The sequence below is a fragment of the Clostridium sp. AM22-11AC genome (assembly GCF_003473545.1).
Classification (GTDB): Bacteria; Bacillota; Clostridia; order Lachnospirales; family Lachnospiraceae; genus Enterocloster.
Genome location: NZ_QUCM01000021.1, coordinates 19,931 through 32,526, shown reverse-complemented (window position 1 = coordinate 32,526; position 12,596 = coordinate 19,931). Strand labels below are relative to the sequence as shown.

Genomic DNA, 12,596 nt, shown 5'->3' with positions numbered 1-12,596 from the left:
CTGTGAAGTATTATTCTTCACGCTTGCGTTTCAATGTCAGACTTAACTGTATGCCTGCATATAACACGGATGTGATAATTACAGACCATCCAACGCGGCGGATATGATCAAGTCCGGAACCACCGGTATCTGGTAAGATAACTCCTGCATAGTTGACTATTACATATGGATTTGTTACACTATACGGATCTAAACTTGTTTCAATCGTATATTTTAACTGTGAGTTATCCTTATCATATACAATCGTTATTTTTATTGGTTCAGATTTTAAGGTAAATCCTGTACTGGTTGCGGTTTCTACAAGGTAATATGTCTTTCCGTCTTGTAAATTCTTTAAAGAAATAAGACCATCTATACCAGGTGTGATATTTTCAGATATACGAGCGTTTAAATCAATTTCACCACTTGCAGTTGCTTGATATAATGAAAACTTAACCTTTAACATATTACCACTTGCGTTTTCACCGTTAGTCTTTTTAAATACTTTCTTTAAAACAATATTTCCTGACTCCGGTATATACCGTCCATAATACCAGGTTGGATTTTCTGTAACTGTTCCTGCAAAAGTTGCTTTAATTGTACACGCTTCGTCTTCATACCATCCATCAAACTTATATTTAATATCATTATAAGTTTTATCACCAACAATATCCGCTGATGTAGGTTTTAACTTTTCAATTTCTGACTCTTTTATTCCCTGATCAACTGTCCATGTATAACCTTCTAATGCGTTAAACGTTGTCGAGTCCGGATACTTGACCTTATAACCTACCGTTATTTTATTGGTGGTATTAAGCACTATGATATAATCTCTATGAAACGTATTGGTTCCTGCGGCAACTTTTGAATTGTAATCGTTATAGCCTGCGTTCGCACCATTTGATACGATATTACGCATTAACTCTAATGTATAATATCCTTTTTCTCCTACATGTTCACTGCCAGGTGCTGCATACTTATATGTGGTACTTCCCTGTACTCCTGCTTTCGGATATGTAATATCCGGAAATTCTGGAGTCTGATTTGGATAAGCTATTGTAACAGTGCTATTATCAATTCGCGTATCCGCAGTATATTGGCTAGGTGCCTCTAAGTACTCACCATCAATACCACCTACACCCAAACCAAACCAGCGTGTATTAGGATCTGTTTTATCATCCGCATTTTTTCCTGGGATCAATGCGTAAAAATATAATTTGTATCCTGATACTGTTACATTAAATGTTTCTGTATAATACCACCCATTATTATAATAACCATGGGTAACGGTTGCAGTACCTTTTGATACTCCTGTAATACTTGCGGAAGAACCATTGCCCTTTACAGTTACAACACCAGTGTTATTAGAGCGCCAAGAAGTATAATCAGAACTTTCGTCACCTGCTGTACCTGTAATTGTCTTAGTTTCTCCAGCAATCAAGCTTACATTCTGCGTTGCCTGAACAGCTATTCCGTTTTCAGCTAATAATGCAATAACGGTAAAATGTCTCGCCTCAAACTCCACTGCCTCCACAGAAGCTTCGCCTGCAACATCAATACTCTCTCTGCCTTCTGCATTGATCTGGATATTGTCTGGGGTAATGTTGTCTACCACCGGCATTTCTTCGGTTCCGCCTAAGGCAGCTTCTACGGTTTCTGTTGGTGTTTCCAGAGTTGCTACCTGGAGGGTATCGGCTTCTTTACTGAGCTGTTCAATGCGTTCGCCGGAGAATTTCACATTTACGTGATGGCTCTGGCCCCAGTCATTGTTCAGCTTTTTGCCGTCCAGCATAAGATTGATATCGTATGCGATCACAGCTGTTACATTTGTATCAGCTTCTTCGTCACTGGCTGTTTTCTCGATCACAGCTTCCTGAACCTGATCTGTTACTTCTGTAACTGTAAGTTCGGTTCCTTCCGGAATGATACCTTCTTCTGCTGTAACCGTTACGATCACGCCGTTTACTGTTTTAGCCTGGTTGAATGCCGGATGTGTACCCGGTACGATCTCCTCTAAGAAGATCTCTACTTCCTGATCCTCTAAAACTTCCGGGATCGTATAGTAGACAGCTTCGTCAGCTCTTTCTGCATTGGACGGGCTGGCGATGTTTTCCGGATCGGTCTCTTCCAGTTCCACACCGTTTGCAGTGACTTCTGTTATCTTATAACCTGTCTGCGGGATCACACCAAAGGTTACTTCTGCGCCGTCTCTTGTAAGTTTTGGTGCTTTTACAAGTTCTGCGCTGCCTACAGGATCGATCATGTAATTGATGATGTGTCCCTGGCTTTCCAGTTCATCTTTGTCAAATCCCATATCAGAAAGCTTTGCGGTGAAAGCTCTTGCTGTTATTGTCTGATCTAATGCTACCAGGTTGTAAGTCTCACCTTTTAATACTCCGACACGTTCAAATCCAGGTTCTGTTTCTGTCTCTTCTACTGCCCCCGGCAGATCAGAAAGTTTTGTATCATCTGCAGCTGTTGTTTCTTCTGTTTCAGGCTGTGCAGCTGCTCCTGTTTCTGTTGTGCCGGTATTATCTTTGCTTTCTGCTGCTGTTGTCTCTTCTGGTGTTTCCTGCGGAAGAGTTTCATCAGCAGTGGTTTCTTTAGGTGTTGTTTCCTCTGGTACAGGATCGGTCTCCGGTTCCGTTTCCTTTTCAGTTTCTTCTTCTGTTGGTGCCTCTGTTTCCTCTTCCGTCTCTTCCTGCATTGTATCTGTCAGGAAAATTCTGGAATGGATAGAAATGGAAGCAACTGTATCAGATGAACTGCTGTTGTCTGTATCGTCTGCTGTATCACCGGCATCCTCGGAAGAGTCACCGTTGTCGGATGCTTCTTCTCCCTGGTCCTCATTATCGGAACCAGTATCTTCTGAATTTTCATTATCAGAAGTATTTTCTTCCTGGTTCTCGTCCGGAGTGTTTTCAGAGGCATCATTCTCATCTTCTGTATCCGGATTTTCCTCATTGTCAGATCCGTTGTTTTCTGTGTTGGAATTATCTGCGCCAGAACCATCTTCGTGAGATTTATCCTCATCATCATTTTTTCCTGCATCAGAAGCTTCCGGCTCTTTTACTTCTTCTGTTTCGGAGTCAACCTGTGAGTTTTTTTCTCCATCATCAGTTGGTTCCTGATCTGTTCCTGGAACTTCTTCTGCTGTCTCAGTTTCTGAAGGATCAATTCGCGGTTTTGTTTTTGTTCCGGAGCTGCTGCTGTTACCGCTGTTATGGCTGCCGCTGTTTTCTTTCTTTTCAAATGCAGTCATATAAGATTTCAGGCTGCAGATACCGGAAATGTATCCGTCAATATTTACCCTGCCTGCTACTGTTTCTTCTCCTCCGTTTGTATAAAGGAAGATCAGTGTTTCTTCTCCGGTCAGTGCGTAGGAGTCTGGATCTGCATCAGGACTGATCCGAAGGAAGATCCGAAGTTCGATATCGTCCAGATAATATTCTCTCTCATAATCCGGAAAGATCTCATAGAGAGTACCGTCTGCTGCGAACAGTTCTTCGTATTCTTTTAATAACGAAGAGTCTTTCGTATAGAAGTCTAATGGTTCCTCGACGATGTGTCCTTCCTCCAGGGCTTCTTCTGCTGCCCGTTGGAGTTCATCCGCATGAATTCGGAATTCTTCTTTTTTCTGCCCTGCAAATACATTGAGTAGTGGGTTGCTCATATTGCTGAATACAATGGCAAATAACAGTACATATGTAACAACCACCTTTATATACTTACGAGGCAACACAGCGTGTCTTCTGCTTTTCGCTTTGCGTAGCTGATTCATACAACTCCCTCCTCAATAATATATGTTCAACTGTCTGACAATTACCTCTTCTCTTGTTGTATTTATGGTATCATTTTCCTTATCACGGTTTTTATCACAAGTTACAAAAAAAGTGCCATTTTTGAAGAAATATTTTAATTTTAAAAAATATCCCAGGCAGAGTTTAATCTGTCTGAGATATCTGTTGGACAATATGAACAATTATATTATTCCTGATACATAGGAGTGATCTGATAGTCAATATCCCTGCGATTTCCGCCAAGTTATTCGTAAACTTTGGCGATCCGGTTAAAGACGATCTTTCCATTTTCCTTTTTAGTATGATTTAGTATGATCAGAAATCTTGATGTATTATACTGCGTAAATATATCACCATAACGCAGCGTCTGTTTGATCGCCTGTAAAAGAAGGGCGCTTTTTTTCGCTGCAACTGCCTTTTGTACCGGCAGTTTCTTCCTATTTACAATGGTACACTGCATCAGGCAGGAAACAACCTCTATACGGGCACCAAGTCTTAAGATGGAACAGTACACATCCATAAAGTTTGGATATGGGCACTCATATACCTGTTCTTCACTTTTCTTGGCTACTTCCAGAAAGCTTACCTGGATATCGTCAAGATCCTCATAACCACCTTTTAAGTACTGGCTGATCTTGCGGGAACGCTTTAACATCTCTTCGGAAACAGGCAGATCCGAAACTTCTGTATAGATCCGGACCGCTTTTTCATATGTTTTATATGCTTTCTCATACTCTCCTAAAGCGATCAGCGCATCCAGCTGCCCTAACTGCCATTCCTCGTAAGTCTCTATTCCCAATGCAGTTGTATACAGGGTATACAGATCTTCCCAGCGTTCTTTTTCTTTTAATATATCCGCGATCTGGTTGGTACAGTCACGATACAGTTCTTTATAATGAAGATTCTCAGGAATAGCCCATTCTTCAATGGAATTGCTGGCAAGCAGCGGTCCTCTGTAGAGAAGCCAGGCTTCCTGAAGTATATGAAGTTTATCATCATCTTCTGCATCCCGGCTTTCTTCTAACAGCCGTTTGAATTCCACAGTATCTACCTGAACAGGTATATCTTCTTTCCACACACAGTTTCCATTTTCAATGGCGATATATTCGTCACCTGGAACCCCCGCATCCGTGAGCATTTTTCTCAGACGATAGATCGCATTGTTGACACTGTTGTTCCGGTTATTGAACTCTCCTGATTTATAAATGTCAGCCATTAATTTTTCCTTGGATATCTGAAATCCCGGACTGATCATCAGAAGCTGGAACAGCTGTGCCTGGCGGCCGGTAGATGTACGTCCCATGTACACCTTTTTGTCTCCGTACCACACAGAAAACTCTCCTAATAAATTAACATATAACTTCTTCTCTCCCACATCAACAGTCCCTTTGCTTTTGTTCACACCTAATTATAAATGTAGCACAAGGGGTATTTATTTTCAATATTCATTTACGGATTTGATTATTTTCATCATTTCTATTTTGCAGATAAAAACATTCCACCAGACCGGCCTTTTTCCAACCGATCACATTTTTCATTTCCCGTTCTGTCAGCCTGCCGTTAAAGTACATACAGGCAATATCCATAGGTACGCTGCCTACTGCTGCAACCAGTTCTAAATATGTCATTTTACATTCCCTCCCGTTTTTATCCTGCGTGACATAACCTTTTTGACACGCTCTTATACTATATGAAAGGAAATGAAAATATATTCCTGTTATCCTTCATGAATTTGTAAGTATTTCTTTATACAGAGTCCATAAAAGCAGAGTAATATATAATAAGGAAGAAATACTATACGAGGAGGAAATAATTATGGATACAACCAAAAAGATCATTATCGGTGCCATAGGTGCTGCTGTTGTGGTCGGCGCAGTTTCCATCGGTCTTATCTTTGGTCTCGCTCCGGCGGATACGGATCTGTCTACCATACATACCCAGGAAGCTACCAGTGTCCCGGAAGCAACAGAACCTGCAACTGTGGAGGAAAGTTCTTCTGTTCAGGAAAGTGAGACTGTTAAAGAAGGAACTACAGGTATCAGCGTACAGCTTGAGACTTATTCTTCCGGAAATATTTCCATTCAATATCCGGTGGTAAGCCAGATGAACGACAGCGCAAAACAGGACAATGTAAATGAACTTTTAAAGACCAATGCCCTTTCCATTATTCAGGCAAACGATCTGGATGAAACCGCAGATACTCTTACTGTAAAATGCGAAGTCATATCTGCAGACCGGAAGCGTCTCACTGCTGTTTACAAAGGAGACCGCATGAGTAATGGAGCTGCTTATCCTGTCAGTGTTTTTTATACCAACACAGTGGATCTGAACCAGGTAAGAAATCTTGGGCTTTCTGATTACACAGATGGCTACACTATGGCCGGTTATGTTTTAAGTGATGATGTGGAATTTGTAGGTATAACCCAGGATCAGAAGGAAGCTTTTTTAGAGTATCGTGACAGTTTGGATCTGGATATCCTTACAGAGGTATTTAACGGAGCCGACTTTCCGCTGGCATCTGATACTGTATGGCCGGAATCCTTCAGCTATGAAAACCACGGAACTATCTGCTTTTCCGTTCCGGTCCCCCACGCTTTGGGAGATTATGTGATCGTTGCATTTGATCCTTCTACCAAGTAATTAACGTTGCCATTATCCACGCTATCAGTTATAATAGGAAACAGAAAAGACAGACAAGTATCTGTGTCTTATACAACACGAATAAGGAGCAGCAAAAAACTATGGAAAATGTAATTGTTTTTGATCACCCATTGATCCAGCACAAGATCTCTATTTTAAGAAAGAAAAGCACCGGTACAAATGAATTCCGTGCTTTGATCGAAGAGATCGCCATGCTGATGGGATACGAAGCTTTAAGAGATCTTCCTCTGGAAGATGTAGAAGTTGAGACACCAATCGAGACCTGTATGACACCTATGATCGCAGGCCGTAAGCTGGCAGTTGTGCCGATCTTAAGAGCAGGTCTTGGTATGGTAAACGGTATCCTGGCACTGGTTCCAAGTGCTAAGGTCGGACATATCGGTCTTTACAGAGATGAGGAGACACATGAGCCTCATGAATATTACTGCAAACTTCCGGATCCGATCGAGGAACGTACCATTGTTGTTACTGACCCAATGCTGGCAACCGGTGGATCTGCTGTTGCAGCTGTTAATTTCATCAAGCAGCACGGTGGAAAGAAGATCAAATTTATGGCCATCATCGCAGCACCGGAAGGTCTTAAGAAACTGCAGGAAGCACATCCGGACATTCAGATTTATGTTGGACATTTAGACAGATGTTTAAATGAAAATGCGTATATCTGCCCAGGTCTTGGAGATGCGGGAGATCGTATCTTCGGAACAAAATAGGACGTAAAAAATTAACCCCCGCTGGTTAGCGGGGGTTTTATTATATATTCTTCACTCACGAACCACGCGCTTACGCGCTCCACTGCCCGCTTTCGCGGGCGGTTCGTTCGTTAATGGCTTGCAAAAAACAAATGTCTGCTACCGCAGCCGCTTGTTTTTTGCTGCGCACATTACGTTATTTCACAACCTTTGGCTTTCTGGTTGCTCTCTTCTTTGGTGCCGGAGCTTCTTCACGGTTTTCCTTTGCTACGATATTGTCCTGGCTCTTGTAGATGGAGTGAGCAGCAACACAGCCTCTTACGCTGGATAATGGGTAGATGTTGCTTTCCTTACCTACAACAGTTCCTGGATTAAGAACACTGTTGCAGCCTACTTCTACGCCATCACCAAGGATCGCGCCAAATTTCTTAAATCCGGTAGCTACGTCCTTATCTTCTGCGTGTACTACAACTAAAGACTTGTCAGACTTTACATTGGAAGTAACTGCGCCTGCGCCCATATGAGCCTTATATCCAAGTACGGAGTCACCAACATAGTTAAAGTGTGGGATCTGTGCTTCGTCAAAGATCAGAGCATTCTTTAATTCACAGGAGTTGCCTACAACAGCGCCAGCGCCGATGATAACATTTCCTCTTAAGAATGCGCTGTGACGTACATTTGCGCCTTCACAGATGATCATAGGACCAGCCATCATAATGGTAGGTGCTACTTTTGCGCTCTTGTGTACCCAGATATCAGTGCCGATCTTGCGGTATTCATTTTCCGGAAGAAGAGGTCCTAAAGAACGGATGAAATCACCGATCTCCGGAAGTACTTCCCAGGCATAAGTATGATTATCAAAAATTCTCTCAGCAATTGTATGGCTTGTATCAAACAGCTCTTTAATTTTCATTTCCTTCAGTTTCATTGTAATCAGTTCTCCTTTTTTGTTTTGTAAAAGGCGGCAGCCGCGTCAAAAAGTCCCCGCATATCATACTGGTTATTCAATCTGGTCACGTTTACAGTGCGCATTGCAACAAAACGTTCCAGTTTTTCCATGTATTCATCCGATGTAATGGAACCTTCCGCCACATAAGTCAGACCTTTTTCCCAGCTAGCAGTCAGCTCAGGATTTAATAACTGCCTGATGGAGTGGTCCACCACTTCATAAACCATCTCTCCCAACAGAGACGGGGTTATCACCTGGGTCTTCTGATTTAAACTCAGATATTTGATACTGACCAGTTTTTTCAGTATCTCCGCTCTGGTGGCACTGGTGCCGATGCCGCTGCCCTTGATCTGGGCCCGCAGCTCCTCATCTTCGATCAGCTGGCCGGCATTTTCCATAGCCAGGATCATGGAACCGGAGGTATATCTTTTTGGTGGAGAAGTCTCTCCTTCCTTCACCTTCAGATCCGCTATAGTAAGTATATCATTTTTTTTCAAATCTGCAAGCACCTGTAACAGCAGAGTTCGGTCAACTTTCGGAATTTCCGCGTTTTTTTCATCTGTTTGTGCAGAATTTCCCTCTTTCTCATCAGAAAAGGTCTCCTGGATGCTGCTTTTCTTTGCCAGGTTCACATCTGCCACCTTTAAATAACCAGGTTCTGACAGCACTTTAAAGCTTGCAAAAAACTGTTCTTTTTTCCGTTCCAGTACCAGACTGTATTTCTGGTAAATGGCAGCCGGATAAAAGATGCTTAAAAACCGGCGGCAAACTACCTGATAGACCTTTTCAGATAACGGGGACAGTCCGCGCAAGTTTCCCATTCCCTGTCCTGTAGGAATGATGGCATAATGGTCTGTGATCTGCTTGTCATTGACATAACGGGTCTTTGCGATCCCTTTAAAACTTCCAAGATTCATTGCTTCTTTTGCAAAACCTGCCATTGGTTCATAGCGCATGAGACCGTTAATATTTTTATAGATCTCCTTTGCAACAGCTGTTGAAAGGACTCTGGCATCAGTTCTCGGATATGTGACCAGCTTTTTCTCATACAGTTCCTGGACCACTTTCAAAGTCTCATCCGGGCTTATTTTAAACATTTTGGAACAGTCATTCTGAAGTTCCGCAAGGTTATAAAGAAGAGGCGGATTTTTCGTTTCTTTCTTCTTTTCTTTGGAAAGGACTTTTGCCTCTAAAGGCGGCTCTTCTTTTAAGTAGGCGATCAGCTCTTCTGCTTTCTCCCTTTCTTTAAAACCATTTTCTTTATAAAGATAGGGCGTTCCAAAATATTTAGAGCCTTCTACCGCCTTCCACTCTGCGTCTAACAGCACAGGTGTACCGTCTTTTGCAGTTGCCTGAAAGCTTCCAAGAACACGGTAGAACGGGGTTTTTACAAAGTTTCGTATTTCCCGCTCCCTGCGGACTACCATTCCCAGGACACAGGTCATAACACGGCCTACGGAAAGGACTGTAAATTTTGTTCCCAGATACTGAGACATAGACGGCCCGTAGCGCAGGGTCAGTACTCTGGAAAAATTGATACCCATAAGGTAATCTTCTTTGGCTCTTAAGTAAGCAGAGGCAGAAAGGTTGTCATATTCAGACTCATCTTTTGCTTCCCGGATCCCGCGAAGGATCTCCTCTTCGGTCTGGGAGTCGATCCACACACGCTTCTGGTGCTTGTCCTTTACACCAGCCATCTGGGCTACCAGACGGTAAATATACTCTCCTTCCCGTCCGGAGTCGGTGCAGACATAAATAGTATCTACATCCGGCCTTGTAAGAAGTCCTTTTACAATGGAAAACTGCTTTTCCACACTTGGTATTACTTCATATTTGAATTCTTTTGGCAGAAAAGGAAGTGTATTCAGACTCCAGCGCTTGTATTTCATATCGTAGGCTTCCGGGTAACTCATGGTCACCAGATGTCCCACGCACCAGGTGACGATCGCCTCATCTGACTCGATATAGCCGTCTCCGCGACGTCCCCGTATTTTCAATGCATCTGCAAACTGCTGGGCTACACTGGGCTTTTCCGCAATGTATAATGATTTTGACATTTGATTCCTCATTATTTAAAGACATATTTTATAAGTATACCATTTTTTCAGGGCTCTTGCAAGAAGTTATAAAGGACAGTCCAAAGCCATTTTCCAGCAATAGACTGTCCTTTTTGTACTGTATATTTTTGAAGATCTGCCTGCCGGCAGTATCCGTCTGACCCTATTCTGCGTAGAACTTATAAATGGTAGTTGTCTTATAAGTATCTCCTGCTTTTAAGATCGGTGACGGGAAGTTTGGCTTATGGCAGGCATCTGGATAGTACTGTGTCTCAAAGCAGAACGCATGGCGTCTGTCATAGTGGGCACCGCCTTTTCCAGGGCGCTCATCTTTTAAGAAGTTTGCAGTATAAAACTGCATTCCAGGAAGATCTGTGTATGCTTCCATCACACGGCCGCTTGCTGGATCTTTTGCCTTACCTGCAATGCCAAGAACGCCTGCTTCATGGTTTAATACCCAGTTGTGATCGTATCCATGTCCAAGGATCAAAGCCTCAAAATCAACTTCAATGTCCTGTCCGATCGGTTTCATCTTTGTAAAATCCATAGGAGTTCCTGCTACCGGAAGGATCTCTCCTGTTGGGATGGAAACCGCGTCTGCAGGTGTGTATGTATCAGCTGCAAGCCATACCTGCTGATCCATTACAGGACCGCTGTTATGTCCGGCCAGGTTGAAATAGCAATGGTTGGTAAAGTTAGCTACTGTGTCTGCATCTGCAACCATGTTGTAATCGATTTTTAAGCAGCTGTCCTCTGTTAAGGTATAGCTGATGCGGATCTTTGCATTTCCAGGGTATCCCTGATCTCCGTCCGGGCTGTTTAAGAAGAAGTCCAGGCGGCTGCCTTCTGCTGTCTCATATGCCCAGCTTTCCCATAAACGGCTGTGATACAGATCCGGACCACTGTGCAGGTTGTTAGGACCATTGTTTGCCTCTAATTTATAATCTTTTCCGTCAATGGTGATCACTGCGTTTCCAATACGGTTTGCATTTCTGCCGATGGGGGCGCCAAAATGAGGTGTATTTGCCTGATAGCTTGCAAGATCGTCATAGCCTAAGATCACATCTGCCATGTTGCCATCACGGTCCGGAACCAGCATTTTGGTCCAGGTTGCCCCAAGTTCAATAAACGACGCGCTGACACCGCTTTTGTTGGTCAGTGTGTACTCGTATACCTTTTCCCCGGAAGGCATAACACCAAATTCTTTTTTCTGAATAGCCATAAGAAAACCTCCTTATAATTAATCTGTAACTAATCCAATGTCCCCCCGGCAAAATACCAGGAGGACAAAACATACTTCTTATACTTATTATTTAGCTGCGATATATCCCTTAGCTGTAAGAAGTTCTGCACACAGAACTGCACCGCCTGCTGCACCTCTTACGGTGTTGTGGGAAAGTCCTACAAATTTGTAGTCATATACGGTATCTTCTCTTAAACGGCCTACAGAGATGCCCATACCATGTTCAAAATCTACATCCAGGCTTACCTGTGGACGGTTGTCTTCTTCCAGATACTGGATGAACTGCTTTGGAGCACTTGGAAGTTCCAGTTCCTGAGGAATGCCCTTGAAGTTTACTAACTTCTCGATCAGCTGTTCCTTGGTTGGTTTCTTTTTAAACTTAACAAATACAGCTGCTGTATGTCCGTTTAATACAGGAACACGGATGCACTGGCAGGTGATCACAGGGCTTTCTGCCTTTACGATCACACCGTTTTCAATGTGGCCCCAGATACGCAGTGGCTCCTGCTCGCTCTTTTCTTCTTCTCCGCCGATGTATGGGATGATGTTTCCTTCCATTTCAGGCCAGTCCTTAAAGGTCTTTCCTGCACCGGAGATTGCCTGGTAGGTAGTTGCAACTACTTCATATGGCTCATATTCCATCCATGCAGTTAAAACAGGTGCGTAGCTCTGAATGGAGCAGTTTGGCTTTACTGCGATGAAGCCTCTGGTAGTTCCCAGACGCTTTTTCTGGAATTCGATCACATCAAAATGTTCTGGGTTTACCTCCGGAACGACCATAGGAACGTCTGGAGTCCAACGATGCGCGCTGTTGTTGGAAACAACCGGTGTTTCTGTCTTTGCGTATTCCTCTTCAATGGCACGGATCTCATCCTTGGTCATATCCACTGCACTGAATACGAAGTCTACACTGGCAGCTACTTTCTCTACTTCGTTTACGTTCATAACAACCAGCTTCTTTACAGCTTCCGGCATAGGAGTGGTCATTTTCCAGCGGTCACCTACTGCTTCTTCGTAGGTCTTTCCTGCTGATCTTGGGCTGGCAGCTACTGTAACTACCTCATACCATGGGTGATTTTCCAGCAGAGAGATAAATCTCTGTCCTACCATACCTGTTGCACCTAAGATACCAACTCTTAATTTCTTTTCCATAGTTCCTCTCCTCATCTTCCGCAGGGCTTTGGGGCAGCCGCTGCTTTCGTTTTTGCCCCGTATCGG

Annotated in this window: 9 protein-coding genes; 2 read left to right on the top strand and 7 right to left on the bottom strand. The window is 43.2% G+C overall.

Annotated features, from left to right (window positions below):
- Positions 1–10: 10 nt before the first annotated feature.
- The 3 genes from DW251_RS14545 to DW251_RS14530 form a co-directional block, all read right to left on the bottom strand.
- Positions 11–3,760, bottom strand: a complete 3,750-nt coding sequence (locus DW251_RS14545; protein ID WP_118301577.1) for a prealbumin-like fold domain-containing protein — start codon at positions 3,758–3,760, stop codon at positions 11–13.
- Positions 3,761–4,023: 263 nt separating this feature from the next.
- Positions 4,024–5,109: a bacterial transcriptional activator domain-containing protein gene (locus DW251_RS14535; RefSeq protein WP_147352241.1), complete on the bottom strand. Its 1,086-nt coding sequence runs from the start codon at positions 5,107–5,109 to the stop codon at positions 4,024–4,026.
- Positions 5,110–5,224: 115 nt separating this feature from the next.
- On the bottom strand, positions 5,225–5,407 hold the full coding sequence (locus DW251_RS14530) for a hypothetical protein (RefSeq protein WP_118301574.1): 183 nt from the start codon (positions 5,405–5,407) through the stop codon (positions 5,225–5,227).
- A 187-nt stretch (positions 5,408–5,594) separates the two neighbouring features.
- Here DW251_RS14530 and DW251_RS14525 point away from each other — a divergent pair, with 187 nt between their 5' ends.
- Both DW251_RS14525 and upp read left to right on the top strand, forming a co-directional pair.
- Positions 5,595–6,419, top strand: a complete 825-nt coding sequence (locus tag DW251_RS14525) for a hypothetical protein (RefSeq protein WP_021870160.1) — start codon at positions 5,595–5,597, stop codon at positions 6,417–6,419.
- A 101-nt stretch (positions 6,420–6,520) separates the two neighbouring features.
- Positions 6,521–7,150: a uracil phosphoribosyltransferase gene (gene upp, locus DW251_RS14520; protein ID WP_021870159.1), complete on the top strand. Its 630-nt coding sequence runs from the start codon at positions 6,521–6,523 to the stop codon at positions 7,148–7,150.
- Positions 7,151–7,325: 175 nt separating this feature from the next.
- On the opposite strand, the gene DW251_RS14515 is transcribed toward upp, so the two are convergent.
- The 4 genes from DW251_RS14515 to asd all read right to left on the bottom strand — a co-directional run bounded on the left by DW251_RS14515 (position 7,326) and on the right by asd (position 12,530).
- Positions 7,326–8,057, bottom strand: coding sequence for a hypothetical protein (locus DW251_RS14515; RefSeq protein WP_021870157.1), 732 nt, complete (start codon positions 8,055–8,057; stop codon positions 7,326–7,328).
- A 5-nt stretch (positions 8,058–8,062) separates the two neighbouring features.
- A complete protein-coding gene (locus tag DW251_RS14510) occupies positions 8,063–10,135 on the bottom strand; it encodes a DNA topoisomerase (RefSeq protein ID WP_118301573.1) in 2,073 nt (690 codons plus the stop codon).
- Between the two features lie 163 nt (positions 10,136–10,298).
- Entirely contained in the window at positions 10,299–11,357 is a 1,059-nt protein-coding gene (locus DW251_RS14505) for an aldose epimerase family protein (RefSeq protein ID WP_118301572.1), read from the bottom strand.
- Positions 11,358–11,444: 87 nt separating this feature from the next.
- The gene (gene asd, locus DW251_RS14500; RefSeq protein ID WP_118301571.1) at positions 11,445–12,530 is read right to left on the bottom strand and encodes an aspartate-semialdehyde dehydrogenase; all 1,086 of its coding nucleotides are present in this window, start codon (positions 12,528–12,530) and stop codon (positions 11,445–11,447) included.
- Positions 12,531–12,596: the final 66 nt, after the last annotated feature.

Excerpts from the sequence above, each read along its gene's own strand:
- DW251_RS14530 (WP_118301574.1), bottom strand. The coding sequence starts at position 5,407 with ATGACATATTTAGAACTGGTTGCAGCAGTAGGCAGCGTACCTATGGAT.
- DW251_RS14545 (WP_118301577.1), bottom strand. The coding sequence starts at position 3,760 with ATGAATCAGCTACGCAAAGCGAAAAGCAGAAGACACGCTGTGTTGCCT.
- asd (WP_118301571.1), bottom strand. The coding sequence starts at position 12,530 with ATGGAAAAGAAATTAAGAGTTGGTATCTTAGGTGCAACAGGTATGGTA.
- upp (WP_021870159.1), top strand. The coding sequence starts at position 6,521 with ATGGAAAATGTAATTGTTTTTGATCACCCATTGATCCAGCACAAGATC.
- DW251_RS14525 (WP_021870160.1), top strand. The coding sequence starts at position 5,595 with ATGGATACAACCAAAAAGATCATTATCGGTGCCATAGGTGCTGCTGTT.
- DW251_RS14510 (WP_118301573.1), bottom strand. The coding sequence starts at position 10,135 with ATGTCAAAATCATTATACATTGCGGAAAAGCCCAGTGTAGCCCAGCAG.
- DW251_RS14515 (WP_021870157.1), bottom strand. The coding sequence starts at position 8,057 with ATGAAACTGAAGGAAATGAAAATTAAAGAGCTGTTTGATACAAGCCAT.
- DW251_RS14505 (WP_118301572.1), bottom strand. The coding sequence starts at position 11,357 with ATGGCTATTCAGAAAAAAGAATTTGGTGTTATGCCTTCCGGGGAAAAG.